We start from the raw sequence: 22,832 nt of genomic DNA, 5'->3' as shown, positions 1-22,832 counted from the left end.
GCCGGCACAGACAAACCTCAGCGGTAGGTCGGCAGCGCGAACCGCTGCTGACTCTGCAGCATGGAAATCACCGGCAGTTCACTGGCCTGCTCGGCCAGGTCACGGCGAATGGCACTGATTGCCCACGAGAGCTGCTCGGCACTGTGGAGTTGGCCGTAGGTCAGCACGCGGCGGGTTACCTTGCCATCAGCGGCGCGCAGGGTCAGCAACACGCCACCGTCAGGGCGGGGCTGGGTGGCAACCTGATAGGCCGAGAACACCGAGACGAATTTTTCCTGGATGAGGTCCATATCAACTCCTGACTGTTGTGTGGGCAGACGTGAGTTGATCGTTGCAGTGACCGTGCCAGAACTGGGAGATGGGAAAAGCCCAGCAAATACAGGGTGTTATGGGGTTTTTTCAGAAGCGGCATCGTGCAGGCTGCATGGTCGTGCATTTTGCACAGTGCATTTTGCACAGTGCATTTTGCACGGCTCAGGCTTTGCCTATAGACCCAATAGAATCTGAACCTTTGACCCTAATGGCATGCCTGACAAAAACTTGGGCAATCATTTATGCCAGGAGGTTCCCGATGTCCGCTCAACCCACCGCTACCGCCATGACCGATGACGAAACCGCCGCCTTTGCCGAGCAGGTCTTCGAGCGTGCCCGCCAGGGCGATGCCGAGATGCTCGGGCGCCTGCTGGCCAGCGGTCTGCCGGCCAACCTCCGTAACCACAAGGGCGACACCTTGCTGATGCTGGCCAGCTACCACGGCCATCATGAAGCGGTAAAGGTGCTGTTGGCCCACGGTGCCGACCCGCTGATCGCCAACGACAACGGCCAGTTGCCCATCGCCGGTGCGGCGTTCAAGGGCGACCTGGCGATGATCTGCCTGCTGCTGGAAAGTGGCGTGCCGGTCGATGCTGCCGCACAGGACGGGCGTACCGCGCTGATGCTGGCGGCAATGTTCAACCGTGGCGAGATTCTCGATTACCTGTTGGCCCAGGGGGCCGACCCGGCGCGCCAGGACGCTCGCGGCGCCACGGCGCTGATGGCGGCGCAGACCATGGGCGCAGTGGACACCGCCGCCCGCCTGCAAGCGCTGGCCGGCTAACCGCCCGGGGGCATTTGCGGCTATCCTTGGCGACTTTTCACCCGTCGCAGGCCCCCTTCATGAAAAACCAGTTGCTCGAATTCATCAGCCTCATCGGTGCCGGCTGCATGCGCGATGAGGACATCGAGCGCATCGCCGACGAGGCCGCCCAGGCCTATGCCGACCCCGCCGTCTTCCTGGCCGCCAACCCTGATATCAACTACGACGACAGCTTCCCGATCCCGCTGGGTGAATGGGTCGTGCTCGGCAGCCTGCCTGACACCGTGGTGTTCCAGGCCGACACCTACCAGGAGCTGTTCCAGCGCATCAGCGATTCGTTCGACCAGAGCGTGCCGTTCACCCTCAAGCCCAAGCAACTGGCGCGCACCGAGCCGCTGACTGCGCTCAACCGCATTCAGGTGCAGATGGGCGCGTTGAACAAGGAAGCCGGTGGCTATGTGCTGCTCAACTTCAGCCAATTGCTCGATGATGAACTGCAGATGGTGATGGTGGGCCAGCAGGACCTGGCGCGGGTGCTTGAGCTGGGAGCAGAGCTGGGGATCAAGGTGGAGCCGGCGCTGGAGGCCTTGAAGGTCGCCGTTCACGTCTGACAGCAGCGTTTGCCTCTTCGCGGGCAAGCCCGCTCCCACAGGGACCACACAATGCTTGATATTGTGGTGATCACTGTGGGAGCGGGCTTGCCCGCGAAGAGGCCATTGAAGGCGCCCAGCTACTTCAGCCCAGCGCGGTATCGAGAAACATCATCACCGCAAACCCACCCATCAACCCCAGGGTCGCCGAGGTCTGGTGCCCGTTGCGGTGGGTCTCGGGAATCACCTCGTGGGACACCACGAAGATCATCGCCCCCGCCGCCAGCCCCATGCTGATCGGGTAAGCCAGGGCAAACCCGGTGGAAATGCCCAGGCCAATCACCGCGCCCAGGGGTTCCATCAGCCCCGAACCAATTGCCACCAGCGCAGCCTTCAGGTTCGACAGCCCGGTCGCCCGCAAGGCCAATGCCACGGCCAGGCCCTCAGGAATGTCCTGGATGGCGATGGCGCTGGTCAGCGGCAGGCCGATGTTCATGTCGCCATTGGCGAAGCTCACGCCGATCGCCATGCCCTCGGGCAGGTTGTGCAAGGTGATCGCCAGCACGAACAACCATACCCGGCTGATGCGCTCGGCCTCCGGGCCGCAAGGGCCGGTGCTTTCATGTTCGTGCGGGGTGAAGCGGTCGAGGCCGAGCATCAGCAGCACACCCAGGCCCATGCCCAGCACCACGGTGAACGCCGCCGCCGGGCCGTTGCCGGTGATCGCCCGGGCGGCATCCAGGCCCGGCAGGATCAGCGAGAACGAACTGGCGGCGAGCATCATGCCGGCGGCAAAACCGAGCATTACATCCTGGCTGCGCGCGCTGACATCGCGCAGCACAACGGCCAGCACCGCACCGAGGGCGGTGGCGGCGAAACCGGAAAGCCCGCCGAGCGCGGCCAGATGCAAGTTGTCGGCGTGGTCGCCGTTGATGGCATTCCAGAAGCTTGCCGCCAGCAGCACGATGACCGCCAGCAAGCTCACGCCCAGGCCCGCGCTGAGCCATGGTGTGCTGAGCACTTGCTGGCGCCAGGCATTCAGCAAGGAGGGTGGGGTGGCGCTTTGGCTGTGGGCGGGGGGCATACGAACCTCGAATCCATGAATGCTTGCAGTTTATGCAGTGACCTGCGCGGCTGGCCAAGGATTCCCTTCTATAGCCTTGATAGAGGATGATGCACAACGACAGCCTTCAAGGAGAACGTGGCAATGGGCTCTAGCTTCAATGGCCTGGTCGGCCTGATCATCCTCGCCCTGGACATCTGGGCAATCCTCAATGTGATCAAAAGCAGCAGCGAAGTGGGGATCAAAGTGCTGTGGATTCTGCTGATTGCCCTGCTGCCAGTGATCGGCCTGGTGATCTGGGCGATTGCCGGGCCGCGGGGTAATGTGCGGATATGAAAGCCGCGTCCCAGACAAAATCAGCAATAGTAACGTGACAAAATTTTCACATTGGATTAAACAGAATCCGCTCCCGCATAATGCTTGCGTTGGGCCAGCCCCAACGCCATCTCCGCAAACCGCAATCCTAGGACCTTCCCATTCATGGCTAACACGGATGCCTTGAGGCAACAGGGCGCGCGAGCGTTCACGCCGACCTTGAAATCGCACCTGGCCTATACGCTGCTCAGCGGCCTGGTGATCATGTTGATGCTCAGCCTGGTGCGCCTGGCGCTGCTGGTCTACAACAGCGACATGATCGGCGACACCCCTTACTCGACCGTCGCCGAAGGCTTCTTCAACGGTTTGCGCTTCGACCTGCGGGTGGTGGTGTACCTGAGCATTCCGCTGCTGCTGGCGATGCTCAGCCCCTGGCTCATGGCCCGGCGTGGGCTGTTCCGCTTCTGGCTGACCGTGGCCTCGAGCGTGGTGATGTTCCTCGGCCTGATGGAGATGGACTTCTACCGTGAGTTCCACCAGCGCCTCAACGGCCTGGTCTTCCAGTACATCAAGGAAGACCCGAAGACCGTGCTGAGCATGCTCTGGTATGGCTTCCCGGTGGTCCGTTACCTGCTGGCCTGGGCCTTCGGCACTTGGTTGCTGAGCCTGCTGTTCAAGGGCATCGACCGCCTGACCCGTGGTACCGGCGAACAGCGCGTGGCGCCGTGGTACAACCGCCTGGCGGTGTTCATGGTGATCCTGCTGGTGGCCGTGGTCGCCGCCCGTGGCACCCTGCGCCAGGGCCCGCCGATGCGTTGGGGGGACGCCTTCACCACCGACTCGAACTTCGTCAACCAGCTGGGCCTGAACGGCACCCTGACCCTGATCGACGCCGCCAAGAGCCGCTTCGGCGAAGACCGCGCCAATATCTGGAAGCCGGTGCTGAAGCAGGAGCTGGCCACCGAGACCGTGCGCAAGCAGCTGCTGACCGCCCACGACACCCTGGTCGATGCCGACGAGGCTGCCGTGCGCCGCGACTTCGTGCCGCCGGCCGACCGCACCTTGCCGATCAAGAACGTCGTGGTGATCCTCATGGAAAGCTTCGCCGGCCACTCGGTAGGCGCCCTGGGCAGCCCGAACAACATCACCCCGTACTTCGACAAGCTGGCCAAAGAAGGCCTGCTGTTCGACCGCTTCTTCTCCAACGGCACCCATACCCACCAGGGCATGTTCGCCACCATGGCCTGCTTCCCCAACCTGCCAGGCTTCGAATACCTGATGCAGACCCCTGAGGGCGGCCACAAGCTGTCGGGCCTGCCGGCGCTGCTCAGTGCCCGCGACTACGACGACGTCTATGTCTACAACGGCGATTTCGCCTGGGACAACCAGTCCGGGTTCTTCGGCAACCAGGGCATGACTACCTTCATCGGCCGTAACGACTTCGTCAACCCGGTGTTCTCCGACCCGACCTGGGGCGTGTCCGACCAGGACATGTTCGACCGCGGCAACGAGGAACTGGCCAAGCACGATGGCAAGAAGCCGATCTACGCGCTGCTGCAGACCCTGTCCAACCACACGCCGTACGCGCTGCCAGCCAACCTGCCGGTCGAGAAGGTCACCGGCCAGGGCCGCCTGGATGAGCACCTGACCGCCATGCGTTATTCCGACTGGGCGCTGGGCCAGTTCTTCGAGAAGGCGCGTAAAGAGCCGTACTTCAAGGACACCCTGTTCGTCATCGTCGGCGACCACGGCTTCGGCAACCAGCAGCAGGTCACCGAGCTGGACCTGGGCCGCTTCAACGTGCCGCTGCTGCTGATCGCGCCGGGCATCCAGGAGAAGTTCGGTGCGGTCAACCATACCGTGGGTACCCAGGTCGACATCGTGCCGACCATCATGGGCCGCCTGGGTGGTGAGACCCGCCACCAGTGCTGGGGCCGCGACTTGCTCAACCTGCCTGAGGGCGACCCGGGCGTGGGCATGATCAAGCCGTCGGGCAGCGAGCAGATCGTCGGCCTGGTCAAGGGCGATCACCTGCTGATCGAGTCCAAGGACATGAGCCCGCGCATGTACCGCTACCAGCTGGGCAGCGAGTTCAAGGCCGAGCTGATCGAAAGCCCGGAGCAGCCGCAGATGCTGCAGCAGCTCGAGGCCTTCATCCAGACGGCGACCAAGAGCCTGCTGGACAACACGGCCGGTGTCGTACACGGTACGCCGAAGAAGTAACTAGCAAGCAGTAAACAGAAAAGGGCCGCATTGCGGCCCTTTTCTGTTGCTGAACGAATTCCCAGGCACAAGGTCTGCATCTACAGGCGTCACACACCGGGTGTTCTTTGATTGAGAGGGCAATTCAATGAAAGAGTGGGAAGTCATCTTTGCCGATCAGAAAGGCGAGCCAACCACTTTGTTGATGCACGGTGAACAGTGCCCCAGCGAGGAAGAGGCTGCCCGCGCCATCCGTTCGCATCTGTTTCCGGTCATGGATGAACTGGACCTCAACGACTTCCAGGACCGCGCTCCATCCCCTACCGCACGCTGGCTCAAGGAGCAGAATGGCGTGATCATCACCAGCATTCACGAAGCGCCCTGAATCACAGGTTGGCGTGGTGCCTGCGCAGGCACTACGCTGGTGGGAGGTGTGGGCCTTTTCTGCGGGCCTGCACCCATTCAATTCGCGTCTTGCATCAGCTCGATCTGCTGGCAATGCCGGCAGGTGCGTAGTGCACGGAAAGTCTATCCATCGCTTTATTCGGGAGGACGATTCATGAGCAGCCTGAACGACGATATCAGCAGCAATGTCCTGCGCCAGATGAAAGCTGGCGGTTTCGACTTCACCCGCATCCACCCCATCGAGTTCTACGCGGTATTTCCAGATGAAGCCGGCGCGCGACGGGCCGCCGGGCAATTTCGTGGTGAATCGTTGAATGCTCAGGTGCGTGAACTGGACGATGGCGCGTGGCACCTGGAACTGAGCAAGGTCATGTACGCCACCTACGGTGGCATTGGTGACTTCGAGGAGGCCTTCGAGCAGGTCGTATCACCCTATGGCGGCGAAGTCGAAGGTTGGGGCGTCAAGCACGAAAGGCCGATAGCCTGAAAGGAATGCATTGCCTTCTTCGCGGGCACGCCCGCTCCCACAGAACTGCACACAACTCATTGAATGCAGGGACACTGTGGGAGCGGCTTCAGCCGCGAACACCGGCGCAGCCGGTGCCATGCACCGCGTTGGATTCTTCGCGGCTAAAGCCGCTCCCACAGGGTTGGGTGATCTCCCACAGAGATATCACCGCCCGCAAACCCAGTGATATTCGTGAGGGGAGCGGGCACGCCCGCGAAGAAGCCTCCCCGCTTTCAGGGCTTGCGCCCGGCCATATGGCCCAGATAGGCCAGCAGTTCATCCAGTTCCTGCTCACTCAGCACACTTTCAGTAAACCCCGGCATCCGCGCCTGCGGCCATTGCCGCAAGCTCTGCGGGTCTCGAATGTACCGGCGCAGGTACTCAGGCCGGAAATACTCGGTCGGGTTGTGTGGCACATTCAGGTCCGGCCCGAACTGAGTATCCCCCGCGCCATTGAGCCGGTGGCAGGCCAGGCAGTTCTGCTGGAACAGCGCAAAGCCCTGACGCACCGGGTCGTTGGCCGGCAAAGCGGGGTCGGGCAGCAGCGCCGGAAAACGCTGCTCGACCGGCGCCAGGCGGCGGATCGTGGCGACCTGGAAGGGCCATTGCTCGGGGCGAATGCTGCTCGCCTGTGGGTTAGTCCAGACCAGGTAGAAAGGCCCTGCGCTCGGTTTGCCGTCGCCCAGCGCCGGCCACGGCCTGGCCGGGTCCTCGACGGCCAGCCAGGCACGTGCCGGGCCTTCCTGCAGCAACGGCCCGGCCGGCATTTCTGCGGCAAAGCCGTCCAGCGCCACTGCCTGTAGATGGTCATCGGCCTTCACCCCTTGCAGCAGCGTTGCCAAAGGCACGGCGCGATAGTGCATGGGCCGCTGGTAGGAAACGTCCTGATCGATATCGATATCGCGAGCCTGAGGGTGCTTCAGCAGTGCTTCACTGGACCACTGCCGGGCGCTGTCACCCAGCTCCAGGTGCAACTGCGCCGCCGATAGCGGCAGGCTCAACAACAGGGCTAGCGCGGCAAGGCAATGGCGCATGGGCAATCTCCGACCATAAAGCCGGAAGATTAACCCAAGCGAAGCATCGGCGCTGTCAACCGAACAACCGCGTAAGGTTGGGGAGGATCAGTAGCAAAGTCGTGGCGAAGAGAATGAGCCCGGCTTGGCGAAGTTTCGATTGTCTGAACATGGCGGACCGCCTTCTTGTTGTTATTCCTGAATACCCGGTGGCTTCCTTGTCGGGTCTGCTTGCCTCATGTATGTGGATATAAACCACCCGCAGGGTGAGCGTTATCCATTATTGAGAACCCTTTGTTCTAAGCGGCTAGATTTTCGATTCGGATCGGCTATGAGGCCAGTGGCCATCCCGCTGGCACGCTCTGCCTAGACAGCCGCGTATCCACCCGCGGTTCCCCGACAAAATGTGACCGTTCGTCAGTGCAGCCTACTTGCTTGTACGTGGCTTTCGCGTCAGTCTCTACACCAGATTCCCACCCATGTCGTTCAGGACTATCCCTATGTCGTTACGCATCTGCATCCTTGAAACCGATGTCCTGCGACCGGAGTTGACCGCGCAGTACCAGGGCTACGGAAGGATGTTCGAGCAGCTCTTCTCGCGTCAGCCGATCGCAGCCGAGTTTCGTGTGTACAACGTGATGAACGGCGACTACCCGCCCGACGGTGAACGCTTCGATGCCTACCTGGTCACGGGCAGCAAGGCCGATTCGTTTGGTAGTGATCCCTGGATCCAGACCCTGAAGGCGTACCTGCTCAAGCTCTACCAGCGTGGCGAGAAGCTGCTGGGCGTGTGCTTCGGGCACCAGTTGCTGGCGCTGACCCTGGGTGGCAAGGCCGAGCGCGCCGACCAGGGCTGGGGGGTGGGCATTCACCGCTATTCACTGGCGGCGCATGCGCCGTGGATGGACCCGGAGGTTTCCGAGCTGACCTTGCTTATCAGCCACCAGGACCAGGTCACCGAGCTGCCCGAAGGCGCCACGGTGATCGCCTCCAGCGATTTCTGCCCGAACGCGGCCTACCACATTCGCGACCAGGTGCTGTGCTTCCAGGGGCACCCGGAGTTCGTCCATGATTACTCGCGGGCGCTGCTCGATGCGCGTCAGGAGTACCTGGGGGACGAGGTGTACCACAAGGCCATTGCCAGCCTGGCCAACGAACACCAGGGCGACCTGGTAGGGGAGTGGATGCTGCGCTTCATCCAGCAGCCGGCCAAGGCCAGCGACAGCGCCGCCTGATCGATTACCGGGGCTGCCTTGCGGCCCATTCGCGGGCAAGCCCGCTCCCACTGCTATTGGATCGCATTCGAACCCTGTGGGAGCGGGCTTGCCCGCGAAGAGGCCTCACAGCCAGCCAGATTTCTTGAAGCTGGCATAGAGCCCGCTACAGCCCAGCGCAATCACGCCGAGTACCCCAAAGTAGCCATAGTGCCAGTTCAGCTCCGGCATGTTCTGGAAGTTCATCCCGTAGATCCCGGCAATCGCCGTGGGGAAGGCGAGGATCGCCGCCCACGCGGCAAACTTGCGCTGCACGATGCTCTGCCGTGACGACTCCAGCAGCATGCCGATCTCGATGGTCTGGCTGGCGATGTCGCGGATCCCGGCCAGGTCCTCCATCTGCCGCGTGACGTGGATCTGCACGTCACGGAAGTACGGGCGCATGTTCTTGTCGATGAACGGGAAGCTCAGGCGCTGCAGTTCCTCGCTGATTTCCACCATCGGTGCCACATAGCGGCGCAGGCGCAGGATGTCGCGGCGCAGGCTGTGCAGGCGCTGGATGTCTTCTTCCTGCAACGAGTTGCTCAGCACACTGCGCTCCAGCTCCTCGATCTCGCCATGAATGGCCTCGCTGACCGGTTGGTAGTTCTCGGTGACGAAGTCGAGCAGGGCATACAACACGAAGTCCTCGCCATGTTCGAGCAGCAGCGGGCGCGCCTCGCAGCGTTGGCGCACCAGGGCGTAGGATTTCGAGTGGCCGTTGCGGCAGGTGATGATGTAGCCGTTGCCGGCAAAGATGTGGGTTTCGATGAACTCCAGCCTGCCTTCGTGGCGTACCGGCGAGTAGGTGACGATGAACAGCGCGTCACCGAAGGTTTCCAGCTTGGGCCGGCTGTGCTTTTCCAGCGCATCCTCGATGGCCAGTTCGTGCAGGTTGAACTGGCACTGCAGGTTGGCCAGCTCCTCGGCGTTGGGCTCTTCCAGGCCGATCCACACGAAGTGCCCCGGCTTGCGCGCCCACTCGCTGCCTTCGTCGATGCTGATGTTGGTGACCTTTCTGCCGGCGGCATACACCGCCGATGCCACGACTCGACCCATGGTTATCCACTTTTTCGGTTGCACACGGCTTACAGCTTGGGCTGTAGTGGCGCGCAGAGCAACCTAGCGATTGCCGAGTTCATCTTCCATATGGTCGATGCACTGCTGCATCTGGGTACGGCACTGTTCGATCAGCGCCGGCAGGTCCTGCTGGCTGAGGCCGCTGGTGGCGATCGGTGGCAGCGAGCGCACGATCACGGTCCGCCGCCGCCAGCTGTTCAGGTTCAGGCGCCGGGCATAGCGGCTGACGCACACCGGCACGATGGGCACGCCGGCTTCGATGGCCATGTGGAACGCGCCTTTCTTGAACGACAGCAACTGTTCTGCCGGGTTGCGCGTGCCTTCCGGGAAGATCCAGATCGAGGTGTCGTCACGCAGGATGCGCGTGGTGGTCTGCATCGCCTTGCGCGCCTGGTAGGCGTTCTTGCGGTCGATCAGCACATTGCCACCGAGCCAGAACAGCTGGCCGAACAACGGAATCCAGCCGAGGCTCTTCTTGCCGATGGCGACAGTGCGTTGCGGCACCACATGGCCAAGGATGAACAGGTCGAAGTTGGACTGGTGATTGGCGACGATCACGCAGCCAGGCGGCTGGTCCCACAGCGGGCCGACTTCGGTCTTGACCTTGATGCGCATCAGCCAGGTGGCCGGCAGGCTGTAGAGGCGGGCAAAGACGCGGCTGTTGTCGCGGTTGAAGGGGCGCAGCAGGCCGATCAGCAGGCCGACGGCGCCCACCAGCAGAAAGTGCAGCCCTAGCAGGAGCATGCGAAGCGAGTAAAGCATGGTACGACTCACACCAGACAGTCGCGGCGCAGTGTACGGCTGTGCACTGGCCGGGGCAAACCCTGGTGTAAGCCGGTGCGCCCTCTTCGCGGGTAAACCCGCTCCCACAGGTATATCACTGACCCTGAGTGCAGCGCTGTACCTGTGGGAGCGGGTTTACCCGCGAAAGGGCCGGTACAGGTCAGCCCATGTGGCCCTGATCGAGCAGAATCGCCTCGTCCAGGGCGTCCAGCAGCCCCTTGCGCACTTTCAGCTTGGTGTTCTTGTGCGCCAGCATGTTCAGCTTCTTCAGCTCACCGGCAACGCCCTTGGCGATCTCCAGCAACTGCTCGGCCGGCACCACCTTGTCGAGGAAACCGGCATCCAGGGCATCCTTGGGCTCGAACATCTCGGCGTTGATCACCGAGCGGTGGAAGGCCGAGCGACGCAGGCGGTCGCGGGCCAGCTCGATGCCGGCGTGGTGCATGGTCATGCCGATCTGCACTTCGTTCAGGCCGATCTTGTACGGGCCTTCGACGCCGATGCGGTAGTCGGCCGACAGCAGCAGGAAGGCGCCCTTGGCCACGGCATGGCCGGGGCAGGCGACGATCACCGGGAACGGGTGCGACAGCAGGCGCCGGGCCAGGGTGGAACCGGCGGTGACCAGGGCCACGGCTTCCTTGGGGCCGGAGGTCATTACCTTGAGGTCGTAACCGCCGGAGAGGATGCCCGGCTGGCCGGTGATGATCACCACGGCACGCTCCTGCGTGGCGCGGTCGAGGGCGGCATTGAAGGCCGCGATGACGTCCGGCGAGATGGCATTGACCTTGCCGTTGTTCAGGGTCAGGGTGGCGATGCCGTCTTCGGCGTGGTAGGTAATCAGCTCGCTCATGGCGGAATCCTTTGGGTGGCGTGGCGACGACGTTACCCAGCACGGCAGGCCAGGTAAAGCAGCAAGGCTGACTGGCCAGTCAGCGCCGGGACGCGATGCCTTGCATGGCGCGGGCAGAGCGTTTGCAGCGGGTAAAAGCGCTGGCGAGATTGGCAGCATTGCCCTGGCAACCTCGGGTTTTCAGTGGGTTGGCTTAAATGCATGAAAAATTTGAAAAAAATGCTTGCCAAAGAAAAGCTCTTCTACTAAATTAGCGCGCCTCGACGGGGTGAAAGCCTTGAAGAGAAAACGGTGAAGTGTCCGAGTGGTCGAAGGAGCACGCCTGGAAAGTGTGTATACGAGAAATCGTATCAAGGGTTCAAATCCCTTCTTCACCGCCACATTCTGAAAAGCCCCCGCGCTGAAAAGCTCGGGGGCTTTTTGCATTCTGGGCAGTTTGTGCCCAAACTTCTGAGCCTTGCGCGGACCCTGTGGGGGCGGGCGTGCCCGCTCCCACAGGGTTTCTACGAAGCTGTCAGAAACTGATGGAAGCCGACAGCCGCGCCGTCCGCGGCGCCCCCTGGAACAGGTAGTTGTCGCCCAGGTAATCCCCCACATCACGCCAGTAGCGCTTGTCGAAGACGTTATCCACCGTCAGCCGCAGCGTCGTGTCATAGCCACCCACGCGTGTGCGATAGCGGCTGCCGAGATCGAACACGGTATACCCACCCACCTCGACGTTGCCGGCCTGGCTCGCATATTTACTGGCGCTGTAGCGCGCCCCACCGAGCAGTGCCAGGCCAGGCACTGGCAGGCTGTACTCGGCCTGCAGGGCTGCGCGCAGTCGCGGCACGTTGATCGCCTGATGGCCTTCATAGGCGTCGGTGCCGCTGTCCTGCACCCGGGCGCGAATCGCCGCGGCGCTGGCCTGAAGCTGCAGGTTCGAGGTTGCCCAGCCGCTGGCGCCCAGTTCCAGGCCGATGTTCTTCTGCTGGCCCTGCTGCACATAGGTGTAGCTGCCGTCGCCTTCCGGCCGTGCGTACTGGTACGCCTGGCGGATCTGGAACAGCGCGGCGCTGAAGCTCATGCCTTGCCAGTCACGCTTGATGCCGAGCTCCAGCTGGTGCGAGAGGGTGGGGGCGAGAATCTCGGCCGCGTTGCTGGCATACCAGGGCGCTGTGCCGCCAGCCGACAGCCCCTTGGCGTAGCTGGCATACACCGTGGTGTCGGGGCGGGGTTTGTAGATCAGCGCGGCATTGGGCAGCAGCTGGTATTGCCGGGTATGGCGCCCGGCCACGCCGTTCTCGTCCCAGGTCCTTTCATCCAGGCGCACTTCGCGGGCGCCAAGTACGGTCTGCCATTGCTCGTTGAAGCGGATGCGGTCGCTGACGAACAGGCCGTACTGGCGGCTGTCCAGGCGCTTTTCGCTGGCGCCGACCGCCTTGCCCGATGGCGCCACAGCCGGTGCGCCGGTATAGATGTTGCCGCTGCCGACCAGCTCGTTGTAATAGGGGCGTTGATCGAGCGTGCGGCGTTGGGCGCTGCTGCCCACGGTCAGGTCGTGCTGCACGCCCAGCGCGTCGAAATGGCCATTGAGCATGGCCTGGGCCTCATCGGTGCGGCGGGTATCGTCGGGGCTGCGGAAGTCGTAGATGTCGTAGTCGCCGTCGGGGCTGAAGTGTGACTGCCAGCCGCCCTCGCTGCCCCAGGCGAACGCGCTGTAGTCATCGATCACCACCTGGCTGCGTGACGCGCTCAAGGTGCCGCTCCAGGCCTCGTTGAAGCGGTACTCGAAGCGCCCACCGAGGTTCAGTGCGTCGGTCTGCACTGGCTTGGCCCAATGCTGGTAGGCCAGGCGGTCGCTCGGGTCGATGTCATGGGGCAGTTCGCTGCCGCCCAGCAGCTGGTAGCCCGGCACTGAGCGCTGCTCGCGGTGCTGGTATTCGGCGTCCAGCTGCAAGGTGGCATCGGGGCTGATCTGCCAGTCGAAGGCCAGCGAGGCGAAGTCGCGCCGGCCGTCGGCATGGTCGACGTAGGAGCGGATGTCCTCATGGGCCAGGTTGGCGCGCAGGCCGAACTGGCGCTCGCTGCCGAACCAGCCGCCGAGATCGGTGGCCAGATAGCGCTCGCCTTGCGCGTTGGTCGAAACCGTCACACTGCGTACGTCGGCGGCGCGCTTGGTCACGTAGTTGATCAGCCCGCCAGGCTCCGATACGCCACTCTGTAGCCCGGACAGGCCCTTGAGCAGCTCGACCTGCTGCTTGTTCTCCAGCGCCACGTTCTGCTCGCCGGCGATGGTCTGGCCGTTGATGCGGTAGCTGCTGGCGGCATTGAGCTCGAAGCCGCGCACGTTGAAGTTTTCGTAGTAGCCGATCGGGGCATAGCTATCGCCCACCGAGGCGTCGCTTTGCAGCACTTCGCTGAGCAGGCGGACCTGGCGGTCTTCCAGTAGCTGCTGGCTGAACACGCTGACCGAGGCCGGGGTATCGAGCAGTGGCGCGGGCTGGAAGCCGCCGACCGAGGCCTCGCGAACCTGGTAGCCCTCATCGCCGTAGGTATCGGACACTTGCACCGGGGCCAGTTCCAGGCTGCCTTCGGCCAGGCCATGGGGGCTGTGCAGGGCCAGGCCCAGGCTGAGCAGGCTCAGGGGCAGGTGGGGGCGAAGCAGGGGCATGCAGAGAGCGTCCTTGGGGCAGATACCGCGCAGGCCCTTTCGCGGGTAAACCCGCTCCCACAGGTACGGCACTGCCCATGAAAGCAGTGCGGAACCTGTGGGAGCGGGTTTACCCGCGAAAAGGCCGGAACAGGCGAAAAAAGGGCCGCTATCTTAACAGGGCCAAGCCCCGCTGGGGTTCAATCGGCAGGTGGCGGGCGGCGGTGCTGGCGCCAGGTGTCGTCTATTTTCGACCAGGTCTTGCCGTCGGTGATGGCCATCAGTTTACGGCCATCCTTGAAAGTGGCCAGGAAGGTGGCCTCTTCCTCTTTACCGCCTAGCCAGAGGCCGGCAAGCAGGCCCACCGGGCCGGCCACCAGCGCCCCGGCCACGCCCCAGCCGAGGGCGGTACCCAGGCTGCGGCTAGACTCCAGGCTGGCCAGGCGCAGGTCAGCGATGCGGGCAAGTGAAATGCGTTCGCCAGGTGAGGGGCTGCGCGGGGTCTTGAGTGTGAGCGATCCATTGCGAAACTCGCCTTCACCTTGCAAGAAATCGCCGGATTGCACCGTGAGTCTTGTCATTGATTCGTCCTGTCAGTGAAAGGTCCTTGACCAGCGCCTACTGAGCGCCGCCGGGGCAGGCAAGTCAACGACCAGGCGACGGAGGGTAATGCGACAGCCCGTCGCGCTCAATGGTGGCTTCAGGCTAGCTGCGCCGCGGCCTTGCGCTGCGACAGCCCCCATACCACCAGGGCCAGTGTGCCGATCGCCAGGCCTGCCACCACGATGCCCATCCACCCTTGTCGCTGAAATAGCTGCGTGCCCAGCAACGAGCCTAGCGCACCACCGATGAAGTAACAGGTGATGTAGCCGGCATTCAGCCGGGTACGTGCTTCAGGTCGCAAGGCGATCACCGCATTCTGGTTGCTCACGTGCACCAGCTGCACGGCCAGGTCCAGTACCAGCACGCCCAGCAGCAAGGCCAGCAGCGAGCTTTCGGCAAAGCCCAGCGGCACCCACGACAACAGCAGCGCCACCAGGCCAACGGTGGTGCCCAGCGAGCCCTTGCCACGGTCGGCCAGGCGCCCGGCCCAGTTGGCCGCCAGGGCACCGGCCGCGCCCGCCAGGCCGAACAGCCCGATGGCGGCGTCGGAGTAGTGGTAGGGCTCGCGCGCCAGCAGGAACGCCAGCGGTGTCCAGAACAGCGCGAACAGGCTGAATGCCAACAGGCCCAGCAGCGAGCGCAGGCGCAGCACGGGCTCTTCGATGAACAGGCGGAACACCGAGCCGATCAGCGCCGGGTATTTCAAGCCGGCATGGCTGTTGTGCTCGGGCAGGTTGCGGTACAGCGCCAGTGCCGCTAGCGCCATCAGCGCCGCGGCCAGCACATAGATGCTGCGCCAGCCGCCCAGCTCGGCCATGAAGCCGGCCGCAGTGCGCGCCAGCAGGATGCCCAGCAGCAGCCCGCTCATCAACGTGCCCACTGCGCGGCCACGCTGATGCGGCTCGCTCAGGGTGGCGGCCATTGGCACGAGGATCTGCGCCACCACCGAGAACAGGCCGGTGAGCGCGGTGCCGAGCAGCAGCCAGGGCAGGCTTGGGGAACAGGCGCTGATGACCAGGCCGAGGGTGGAAATGGCGGTCATCACCACGATCAGCCGGCGCTGCTCGAACAGGTCACCCAGCGGCGCCAGCAGCAGCAGGCCGGCGCCATAGCTCAGTTGCGCGGCAATGACGATACTGCCGGCGCTGGCGGTACTCAGGCCGAACTGTTGGGCGATGCTGTGCAGCAGCGGTTGGGCGTAGTAGTTGCTGGCCACGGCCAGGCCGGTGGCGGTGGCCATCAGCAGGATCAGCGCGCGGCTGAGGGAGGGGGATTTCATGGGGGTCTCGTTGGGGGTTGGGGGTGTTCGTCGATGATTTTGTTGCGCCTGTGAGATCGAGCGCCGCCCGCGCGGCGCATCGCGAGCTGCGCTCGCTCCTACGTTTGTTTCGGGCCAGTAATGTCTGTGACAGGCGCGCGCGACCGCCTTGTTGGTACGACACGATATCGCGTCATGCGCCAAGGCGTTCGCGCGCAAATCCCACAGGGATAATTGGCCCGAAACAAACGTAGGAGCGAGCGCAGCTCGCGATGCGCCGCGCGGGCGGCGCTCGATCTCTGCACCAGCATACAGCTCAAGCCCTGCACATTGCCGCCTTCACACCCCCCCTCAAGCCGCAAACCCACCATCGGCCAACAAACTGGCCCCGGTGATGTAACCCGCCTCAGGCCCGGCGAGATACGCCACGAAGCTGGCGATCTCGTCCGCCTGCCCATACCGCCCGATCGCCATCAGCGGAATCAGGCTTTCGGCGAACTCGCCGCTGGCCGGGTTCATGTCGGTGTCCACCGGCCCCGGTTGCACGTTGTTCACGGTAATGCCCTGCGGGCCCAGGTCGCGGGCCATGCCCTTGGTCAGGCCGACCAGTGCCGACTTGCTCATGGCGTACGGTGCGCCGCCGGCAAACGGCATGCGCTCGGCATTGGTGCTGCCGATATTGATGATGCGCCCGCCCTGGCCCATGTAGCGGGCGGCTGCCTGGCTGGCGACGAACACACTGCGTACGTTGACCGCGAGTGTGCGATCGAAGTCGGCCAGGTCGAACTCCGCGAGCGGCGCCACGGCCAGCACGCCGGCGTTGTTGACCAGGATATCGAGGCGGCCGAACGCCTTCACGGTATCGTCCACCGCCAGTTGCAGGGCGGCGGCGTCGGCGCTGTCGGCGCGCAGCGCCAGGGCCTGGCCGCCGGCAGCCTTGACCTCTTCGGCCAGCGCTTCGGCCGGGCCGGCGGAACTGACGTAGGTGAAGGCCACCTGTGCACCTTCGCGGGCCAGGCGCCGTACGATGGCCGCGCCAATACCGCGCGAGCCGCCTTGGACGAAGGCGACTTTGCCTTCGAGGGTAAGTTGCTTGGACATGCTGATCTCCTGCTGGAAGCAAGGCCGAATGCCTTGGATGGACGCAGTATCGACCGATGATTACCTGCTGATAAGATGGCAATCACTATCAGCAGAGTAAACCTTTGGTTGGCAATCATGGCCATGGAGTCTTTCAACGCCCTCGAGTGCTTCATCCGAAGTGCCGAGGTGGGCAGTTTCGCCGAGGCGGCCCGGCGCCTGAGCATCACCCCGGCGGCAGTGGGCAAGCACGTCGCCCAACTGGAAGCGCGCCTTGGGGTACGGCTGTTCCAGCGTAGTACGCGCAAGCTGACCTTGACCGAGGCGGGGCAACGTTTTTTGGGCGAGGTGAGCGATAGCTTCCGGACCATCCAGTACGCCGTGGCCAACCTGGCCAGCGCCGAGGGCCAGCCGGCCGGGCTGCTGCGGGTGAGCATGGGCACCGTATTCGGCCGCCTGTACGTGCTGCCGCTGCTGGGTGAGTTCTTGCGCCGCTACCCGGCGATCACCCCGGACTGGCATTTCGACAACCGCCAGGTCGACCTGATCGGCCAGGGCTTCGATGCAGCCATTGGTGGTGGTTTCGAGCTGCCGCTTGGGGTGGTGGCGCGCAAGCTGACCCCGGCGCATCGGGTGCTGGTGGCGGCGCCCGCGTACCTGGGCCGGCATGCCGCCATCGAAGACCCGCAGGGGTTGCAGCGCCATGACGGGATTCTGATCCGCTCGCCACAGACCGGGCGGGTACGCTCCTGGCCCTTGACCAGCCGCTGGCAGCAACAGCAGCCGTTGCTGTTGCGCCAGGCGATGACCATGAGCGATTCGGATGCGGCGTGCGCGGTGGCGCAGCAGGGGTTGGGGATTGCCCTGGTCAGCTTGCCGTTCGCCGTGCCTTATCTGGAGGCCGGGCAGCTGCAGCGGGTGCTGCCGGACTGGTATGTGGATGATGGGTCCATCAGCTTGTATTACGCCGAGCACAAGCTGTTGCCGGGCAAGACCCGGGCGTTCATCGACTTTGTGGTAGAGCAGTTTGCCGAGCGGGGGTTGGCGGGGCGCTTTGATGCATTGGCCTAGAGGTGTGTCGCCTGTGCCGGCCCTTTCGCGGGCAAGCCCGCCCCCACAGGATCACCACAGTCTTGGGCATTGTGCGATGCCTGTGGGAGCGGGCTTGCCCGCGAAAGGGCCCTGTCAGGCAATATTGATGATGTAGAAAAGCTGAGGACCAAGACCCAGCTCATCATCGACTTTCTTGCCTATCAACTGCTGCCCCAGGGGCGAGCGCGGGGTAATCACGGTCACCAGTTCCTCCCCTTCGCCAATTTTCAACCCCGCCGCCTCAGGCCCGAGGAACAGCACCCGCTGGTCACCCCGTTCATCTTCCAACGTCACCAGGTTGCTCACCTGCACACCCCGCGCCGGGTCATACTCGCGCAGCAGCAACTGCTGGTAAGTCAGCAGCGCCTGGCGAATTTCGGCGGTGCGCCGTGCCTGACCGGTGGCCAGGTACGAGGCCTCCAGCCCGAGCGTGTCGTACTTGTTTTCGGCGATGTTCTCTTCGGCGGTGGCCGCCTCGTAGGCGGTCTGCGCCGCACGGCGCAGCACCTCCATGTCGGTTTCCAGGGCCGTGATGATGCGGCTTAGCAGGAGGGCCTTGTCCATGGTCAGTAACAGAACTCCAGAACGTTGGCCTGGCTCTTGTCGGTCGGCGCGGTGCGGTTCTGCGCAAGCCAGAACTGGCACTTGGGGCTGTTGAGGTTGCGCGGGTTGCCTTGGGCCGCCTCGGCGGCCTGCTGGATTTCCTGCTTGTGCAGGATGTCCTTGTAGCGCTCGAACATCTCGCTTTGCGCGTCCTGCGGCTGTGCCGGTGTCGCCGCCGCTGGCGACTTGCTGTAGGCAGGGGCCACTGCCTGGGCCACCGGTTGCACCTGTTCGGGCCACAGCTGCAAGGCCAGCCACAGGCTCAGGGCGATCGCCACGGCGCCAAGCCACAGGCCAAAGGCCACGCAGAAAATCAGCTGCAGCGGTTTGAGGGTGATCTTCAGTTCACGGTGGCGGGGCATGGCGGCCTCCTGGCAGGGCGGGCGAGGCGGCCATTGTCGCATGGCGCTGGCGCTTTTTGCCGTGCGGTGCTTTTGTCGGCGACAATTTATCCGCAGAATTCGCGGTTTTTGCGCAGGGCGAGGCAGGGCACATGAAAACCACCTGGGACATTTTCTGCAGCGTCGTCGACAACTATGGCGATATCGGCGTGACCTGGCGCCTGGCCCGGCAACTGGTGGCCGAGCACGGCCTGGCGGTGCGCCTGTGGGTGGATGACCTGAATGCCTTCGTGCCGCTGTGCCCAGGCGCCGATGCAGGTGCGGCGCAGCAATGGCAGCAGGGTGTGGATGTACGTGCCTGGCCCGACGACTGGCAGCCCGCGGCGCCGGCGGATGTGGTGATCGGGGCCTTTGCCTGCCAGTTGCCCGCAGCCTACGTCGAAGCGATGCGCGTGCGCACCTCGCCGGTGCTGTGGCTGAACCTGGAATACCTCAGCGCCGAGGACTGGGTGGAAGGTTGTCATGGCTTGCCATCGCCCCAGCCCAATGGCCTGCGCAAGGTGTTTTTCTTCCCAGGGTTCACCGCCGGGACCGGCGGGTTGTTGCGCGAAGCCAGCCTGCTGCCGCGTCGGCAGGCCTTCGAGCAATCGGCCGAGGCGCGTGCGGCGTTCCTCCAGGGCCTGGGTGTGCAGTTGCAGCCAGGTGCGCTGCTGATGTCGCTGTTTGCCTACGAAAACGCGCAACTGGGCCGTTGGCTCGATGCCCTGGTCGATGATGCCGAGCCGGTTCACCTGCTGGTCCCACAGGGGCGTATCCTCGGCGACCTGGGCGCCTGGCTCGGTGAGCAGGCCTTGCAAGCCGGCGATGTGCACCAGCGTGGCACCCTGACCGTGCAGATCCTGCCGTTCGTCAGCCAGGATGATTATGACCGCTTGCTGTGGAGCTGCGATTTCAACGCGGTACGAGGGGAGGATTCGTTCGTGCGCGCCCAGTGGGCCGGCCGGCCGATGCTGTGGCATATCTATGTGCAGGACGAGAATGCCCACTGGGAAAAGCTCGAAGCCTTCCTCGCCCGATATCGACAGGGCCTGTCGGACGCTGCCAGTGAGGCGCTGCTGGCCCTGTGGCGTGCCTGGAACATGGACCGTGACATGCACGCGGCCTGGCAAGGTGCCCGCAAACACTGGGCGGAACTGCAGCAGCACGCCGCGGATTGGGTGGTGAGTCAGGCCGCTCGGCCGGACCTTGCCGCAGCGCTAGTACACTTTTACCGAAATTCGCTATGATACGCGGCCTCGATTTTTATAAATCCATCCAGATTCGGATATTTTGCAATGAAAACTGGTAAAGAAATCAAACCCGGTACCGTTCTGCGCATCGACAACGATCCGTGGCTGGTTCAGAAAGCTGAATTCACCAAGTCGGGCCGTAACAGCGCGATCATGAAGACCAAGCTGAAGAACCTGCTGACCGGCTACAAGACCGAAACCGTGTACGGTGCGGACGACAAGCTGGACGACGTGATCCTGGATCGCAAAGAAGCGACCCTGTCGTTCATCAACGGTGACGAATACACCTTCATGGACACCACCGACTACACCATGTACGAGCTGAACGCCGAGGACATCGAAGCCGTTCTGCCGTACATCGAAGAAGGCATGGAAGACGTCTGCGAAGCCGTGTTCTTCGAAGGCCGCCTGGTATCGGTTGAACTGCCGACCACCATCAGCCGTAAGGTCGTCTACACCGAGAACGCTGCTCGTGGCGACACTTCCGGTAAAGTCATGAAGCCTGCCAAGCTGGCAAACGGTACCGAGATCCAGGTTGCCGACTTCATCGCTATCGACGAGTGGATCGACATCGACACTCGCGACAACAGCTTCAAAGGCCGCTCCAAGAAGTAATCCTTCTTGCGAAACGCAAAAAACCCGGCCTTGGCCGGGTTTTTTTGTGCCTGTGATTTACACCGTCACATGCAGGCGTACATCTACATTGCCGCGGGTGGCGTTGGAGTACGGGCAGACCTTGTGGGCCTTTTCCACCAGGCCTTCGGCATCGGCCTGAGCCAGCCCCGGCAGGTTGATGTGCAGGTCGATGTCCAGGCCGAAACCACCGGGAATCTGGCCGATACCGACCTTGGCGGTGATCGAGGCATCCGCAGGCAGGGCTTTCTTCTCCTGGCCGGCAACGAACTTCAGCGCGCCGATGAAGCAGGCCGAGTAACCAGCGGCGAACATCTGCTCAGGGTTGGTGCCGTCACCACCGGCGCCGCCGAGTTCCTTGGGGGTGCTCAGCTTGACTTCCAGCTTGCCGTCGCTGGAGCGGGATTTGCCGTCGCGACCGCCGGTGGAGGTGGCTTCTGCGATGTACAGCGGAGTGACCTTTTGCATCTTGAGCCTCGCTAGTGTGCTGTGCGCCCCTGGTCATCAGGTGGCGTCATGTGAGTACGGGATTTAAATTAGCGCGCAATTAGTTAGTGCGCAAGATAAATCTTCACCGCTCGTCCGAACGGGCATCACACAGCGTAGCCGTCAGAGGTTTTTTTGCAGGCTGTCGCGCAGCTCCAGCAAGTCGGCCTGCAGCTGCTGCAGGCGTTCGAGGCTGCGGCCGCTGGCCTTGAGGATGCACTGTGGCACTTCCCGGGCCTGCTGCTGCAAGGCGCGGCCTTTGTCGGTCAGTTGCACCAGCACCACCCGCTCATCCTCGCGGCTGCGGTTGCGCTGCAGCAGGCCTTCGCTTTCCAGGCGCTTGAGCAGTGGCGTGAGCGAGCCAGGGTCGGTCAGCAGGTGCTGGCTGATTTCACCTACGGTGAGGCCGTCCTGTTCCCACAGCACGAGCATGGCCAGGTACTGCGGGTAGGTCAGGCCCAGCGCTTGCAGCAGCGGCTTGTAGACCTTGGTCATCAGCAACGAGGTGGAGTGCAGGGCGAAGCAGACCTGGTTGTCCAGCAGCAGCTCGTCACAGGAAGCTTGGGTGTTGGCGTTCATGCAGGTCCTTGAATGTCATCAATGGAGAAATCTAGCACGCTGAAGGTGGGGGCGCTTACTGCCAGCGCAGTTCACTGCGCAGCGCCAGGTCCCAGGGTGGCACCGGGCTGAAGCGGCTCTTGAGAAATTCGAGCAGCAAACGGCTGCGAGAGTTCGTTTCATGTTCAAGGCGCAGTGCATAAATGCCACTGGTTTCGGCCTCGGGCAGGCCGTTGTCGCAGAACAGCGGCACCAGTTCACCGCGCAGCAGGTAGTCGCTGATCAGCCAGGTCGGCAGGTGGGCGATGCCCAGGCCAGCGAGGGCACCGAATAGCAGGGTTTCGGCGTTGTTGGCGGCCATGCGCATGCGTGCCGGGCGGTACAGGCGCATCTGCCCGCCGACCGCGAAGCGCCAGGCGAACGGTGGCGCCAGGCCGTCCCAGTCGAGGCCATCGTGGCCGGGCAACTCGCTGGGGCAGCTGGGCACGCCGCGGCTGGCCAGGTAGGCAGGGCTGGCGCAGGCAATGCGCACCATGTGTGCCAGTTTTGTTGCGACCAGGCGGGTGTCGGCCAGCGGGCCGGCGCGAAGCACCAGGTCGACCTCGCCCAGGTGGCTGCCGTGCAGGTCGACGAAGCTGTCGATCAGCCGCAGCTGCACGTCCAGGCCTGGATAGGCCACCAGGAAGTCGGCGATCGCCGGTGCCAGGTGACGGCGGCCGAAGGCGGCCGGGGCGTCGATGCGGATCAGGCCTTCTGGGGCATTGCTCAGTGATACCGCTTCGGCACGGGCCAGGCGCAGCTCCTCGATGATGCGCCGGGCGCGCTCGGCGAAGGCATTGCCTGCCGGGGTGACGCGCACGGCGTGGGTGCTGCGGGTGAACAGGCGGCTGCCGACGGCGTTCTCCAGGCTGTCGATGCGCCGGGCCACGGCGGAGGGAGTCAGCGGATGGCGACGGGCGGCAGCAGAGAAACTACCGGTTTCCAGCACGTCGAGGAACAGGCTCAACTGGTCGGTGAGGGCGTCGGGGCTCATGGTCACTTTGCTCTTGCGCTTGTGGTTTTGCGCCGTTTGGCTTTGCGAAATACGCACAGCCATTGTGCGTTGCTGTGCGTTTCCCTG

At 63.6% G+C, this 22,832-nt stretch carries 25 protein-coding genes and 1 tRNA gene; 11 read left to right on the top strand and 15 right to left on the bottom strand.

Annotated elements, in window-relative coordinates:
* Positions 1-17 precede the first annotated feature (17 nt).
* Positions 18-290, bottom strand: a complete 273-nt coding sequence (locus tag OCX61_RS20265; protein ID WP_027596016.1) for a DUF3509 domain-containing protein — start codon at positions 288-290, stop codon at positions 18-20.
* 281 nt (positions 291-571) lie between these two features.
* Here OCX61_RS20265 and OCX61_RS20260 point away from each other — a divergent pair, with 281 nt between their 5' ends.
* Positions 572-1,096, top strand: a complete 525-nt coding sequence (locus OCX61_RS20260) for an ankyrin repeat domain-containing protein (protein ID WP_261941095.1) — start codon at positions 572-574, stop codon at positions 1,094-1,096.
* Positions 1,097-1,155: 59 nt separating this feature from the next.
* Positions 1,156-1,686, top strand: coding sequence for a hypothetical protein (locus tag OCX61_RS20255; protein ID WP_261941094.1), 531 nt, complete (start codon positions 1,156-1,158; stop codon positions 1,684-1,686).
* Between the two features lie 124 nt (positions 1,687-1,810).
* On the opposite strand, the gene OCX61_RS20250 is transcribed toward OCX61_RS20255, so the two are convergent.
* Complete coding sequence (locus OCX61_RS20250; RefSeq protein ID WP_261941093.1) at positions 1,811-2,749, bottom strand: ZIP family metal transporter; 939 nt, start codon at positions 2,747-2,749, stop codon at positions 1,811-1,813.
* Between the two features lie 123 nt (positions 2,750-2,872).
* Here OCX61_RS20250 and OCX61_RS20245 point away from each other — a divergent pair, with 123 nt between their 5' ends.
* The 4 genes from OCX61_RS20245 to OCX61_RS20230 all read left to right on the top strand — a co-directional run bounded on the left by OCX61_RS20245 (position 2,873) and on the right by OCX61_RS20230 (position 6,137).
* Positions 2,873-3,064: a PLDc N-terminal domain-containing protein gene (locus tag OCX61_RS20245; RefSeq protein WP_261941092.1), complete on the top strand. Its 192-nt coding sequence runs from the start codon at positions 2,873-2,875 to the stop codon at positions 3,062-3,064.
* Between the two features lie 144 nt (positions 3,065-3,208).
* Positions 3,209-5,266 carry an LTA synthase family protein gene (locus OCX61_RS20240; protein WP_261941091.1) on the top strand — a complete coding sequence of 686 codons (2,058 nt, stop codon included), beginning with the start codon at positions 3,209-3,211 and terminating at the stop codon, positions 5,264-5,266.
* 127 nt (positions 5,267-5,393) lie between these two features.
* Positions 5,394-5,630: a hypothetical protein gene (locus OCX61_RS20235; RefSeq protein WP_261941090.1), complete on the top strand. Its 237-nt coding sequence runs from the start codon at positions 5,394-5,396 to the stop codon at positions 5,628-5,630.
* A 174-nt stretch (positions 5,631-5,804) separates the two neighbouring features.
* On the top strand, positions 5,805-6,137 hold the full coding sequence (locus OCX61_RS20230) for a ribonuclease E inhibitor RraB (RefSeq protein WP_261941089.1): 333 nt from the start codon (positions 5,805-5,807) through the stop codon (positions 6,135-6,137).
* Between the two features lie 254 nt (positions 6,138-6,391).
* Here the strand turns inward: OCX61_RS20230 and OCX61_RS20225 are convergent, their stop codons facing one another.
* Positions 6,392-7,192: a c-type cytochrome gene (locus OCX61_RS20225; protein ID WP_261941088.1), complete on the bottom strand. Its 801-nt coding sequence runs from the start codon at positions 7,190-7,192 to the stop codon at positions 6,392-6,394.
* A gap of 479 nt (positions 7,193-7,671) precedes the next feature.
* On the opposite strand from OCX61_RS20225, the gene OCX61_RS20220 reads away from it, so the two are divergent.
* Entirely contained in the window at positions 7,672-8,406 is a 735-nt protein-coding gene (locus OCX61_RS20220; RefSeq protein WP_261941087.1) for an amidotransferase, read from the top strand.
* 105 nt (positions 8,407-8,511) lie between these two features.
* On the opposite strand, the gene OCX61_RS20215 is transcribed toward OCX61_RS20220, so the two are convergent.
* The 3 genes from OCX61_RS20215 to OCX61_RS20205 form a co-directional block, all read right to left on the bottom strand.
* A complete protein-coding gene (locus OCX61_RS20215) occupies positions 8,512-9,483 on the bottom strand; it encodes a magnesium and cobalt transport protein CorA (RefSeq protein ID WP_261941086.1) in 972 nt (323 codons plus the stop codon).
* A gap of 63 nt (positions 9,484-9,546) precedes the next feature.
* Positions 9,547-10,266 (bottom strand): lysophospholipid acyltransferase family protein, encoded by a 720-nt coding sequence (locus OCX61_RS20210; RefSeq protein ID WP_261941085.1) that lies wholly within the window; start codon positions 10,264-10,266, stop codon positions 9,547-9,549.
* 181 nt (positions 10,267-10,447) lie between these two features.
* A complete protein-coding gene (locus OCX61_RS20205) occupies positions 10,448-11,137 on the bottom strand; it encodes a crotonase/enoyl-CoA hydratase family protein (protein WP_261941084.1) in 690 nt (229 codons plus the stop codon).
* Positions 11,138-11,427: 290 nt separating this feature from the next.
* Here OCX61_RS20205 and OCX61_RS20200 point away from each other — a divergent pair.
* Positions 11,428-11,517: transfer RNA gene (locus tag OCX61_RS20200), tRNA-Ser, on the top strand.
* Between the two features lie 134 nt (positions 11,518-11,651).
* Here the strand turns inward: OCX61_RS20200 and OCX61_RS20195 are convergent.
* The 4 genes from OCX61_RS20195 to OCX61_RS20180 all read right to left on the bottom strand — a co-directional run bounded on the left by OCX61_RS20195 (position 11,652) and on the right by OCX61_RS20180 (position 16,731).
* A complete protein-coding gene (locus tag OCX61_RS20195) occupies positions 11,652-13,790 on the bottom strand; it encodes a TonB-dependent siderophore receptor (RefSeq protein ID WP_261941083.1) in 2,139 nt (712 codons plus the stop codon).
* Positions 13,791-13,969: 179 nt separating this feature from the next.
* Positions 13,970-14,350, bottom strand: coding sequence for a hypothetical protein (locus OCX61_RS20190; protein ID WP_054883694.1), 381 nt, complete (start codon positions 14,348-14,350; stop codon positions 13,970-13,972).
* 119 nt (positions 14,351-14,469) lie between these two features.
* Positions 14,470-15,651 carry an MFS transporter gene (locus OCX61_RS20185; RefSeq protein ID WP_261941082.1) on the bottom strand — a complete coding sequence of 394 codons (1,182 nt, stop codon included), beginning with the start codon at positions 15,649-15,651 and terminating at the stop codon, positions 14,470-14,472.
* A 330-nt stretch (positions 15,652-15,981) separates the two neighbouring features.
* On the bottom strand, positions 15,982-16,731 hold the full coding sequence (locus tag OCX61_RS20180) for a 3-oxoacyl-ACP reductase family protein (RefSeq protein WP_261941081.1): 750 nt from the start codon (positions 16,729-16,731) through the stop codon (positions 15,982-15,984).
* Positions 16,732-16,848: 117 nt separating this feature from the next.
* Here OCX61_RS20180 and OCX61_RS20175 point away from each other — a divergent pair, with 117 nt between their 5' ends.
* The gene (locus OCX61_RS20175) at positions 16,849-17,781 is read left to right on the top strand and encodes a LysR family transcriptional regulator (protein ID WP_261941080.1); all 933 of its coding nucleotides are present in this window, start codon (positions 16,849-16,851) and stop codon (positions 17,779-17,781) included.
* Between the two features lie 114 nt (positions 17,782-17,895).
* On the opposite strand, the gene OCX61_RS20170 is transcribed toward OCX61_RS20175, so the two are convergent.
* Positions 17,896-18,366, bottom strand: a complete 471-nt coding sequence (locus OCX61_RS20170; protein WP_261941079.1) for a GreA/GreB family elongation factor — start codon at positions 18,364-18,366, stop codon at positions 17,896-17,898.
* 2 nt (positions 18,367-18,368) lie between these two features.
* Positions 18,369-18,767 carry a hypothetical protein gene (locus OCX61_RS20165; protein ID WP_261941078.1) on the bottom strand — a complete coding sequence of 133 codons (399 nt, stop codon included), beginning with the start codon at positions 18,765-18,767 and terminating at the stop codon, positions 18,369-18,371.
* 131 nt (positions 18,768-18,898) lie between these two features.
* Between OCX61_RS20165 and earP the strand changes: the two genes are divergently transcribed.
* Together earP and efp are read left to right on the top strand one after the other, a co-directional pair.
* Positions 18,899-20,032, top strand: coding sequence for an elongation factor P maturation arginine rhamnosyltransferase EarP (earP, locus tag OCX61_RS20160; RefSeq protein WP_261941077.1), 1,134 nt, complete (start codon positions 18,899-18,901; stop codon positions 20,030-20,032).
* 48 nt (positions 20,033-20,080) lie between these two features.
* A complete protein-coding gene (efp, locus tag OCX61_RS20155; RefSeq protein ID WP_027919495.1) occupies positions 20,081-20,650 on the top strand; it encodes an elongation factor P in 570 nt (189 codons plus the stop codon).
* Between the two features lie 57 nt (positions 20,651-20,707).
* Here efp and OCX61_RS20150 read toward each other — a convergent pair whose 3' ends face one another.
* The 3 genes from OCX61_RS20150 to OCX61_RS20140 all read right to left on the bottom strand — a co-directional run bounded on the left by OCX61_RS20150 (position 20,708) and on the right by OCX61_RS20140 (position 22,745).
* Positions 20,708-21,136, bottom strand: coding sequence for an organic hydroperoxide resistance protein (locus OCX61_RS20150; RefSeq protein WP_023632623.1), 429 nt, complete (start codon positions 21,134-21,136; stop codon positions 20,708-20,710).
* 141 nt (positions 21,137-21,277) lie between these two features.
* Complete coding sequence (locus OCX61_RS20145) at positions 21,278-21,733, bottom strand: MarR family winged helix-turn-helix transcriptional regulator (protein ID WP_027919493.1); 456 nt, start codon at positions 21,731-21,733, stop codon at positions 21,278-21,280.
* A 55-nt stretch (positions 21,734-21,788) separates the two neighbouring features.
* Entirely contained in the window at positions 21,789-22,745 is a 957-nt protein-coding gene (locus tag OCX61_RS20140; protein ID WP_261941076.1) for a LysR family transcriptional regulator, read from the bottom strand.
* Positions 22,746-22,832: the final 87 nt, after the last annotated feature.

The sequence above is a fragment of the Pseudomonas sp. LRP2-20 genome, assembly GCF_024349685.1.
GTDB lineage: Bacteria > Pseudomonadota > Gammaproteobacteria > Pseudomonadales > Pseudomonadaceae > Aquipseudomonas.
This window is presented reverse-complemented; position numbering and strand designations above follow the sequence as displayed.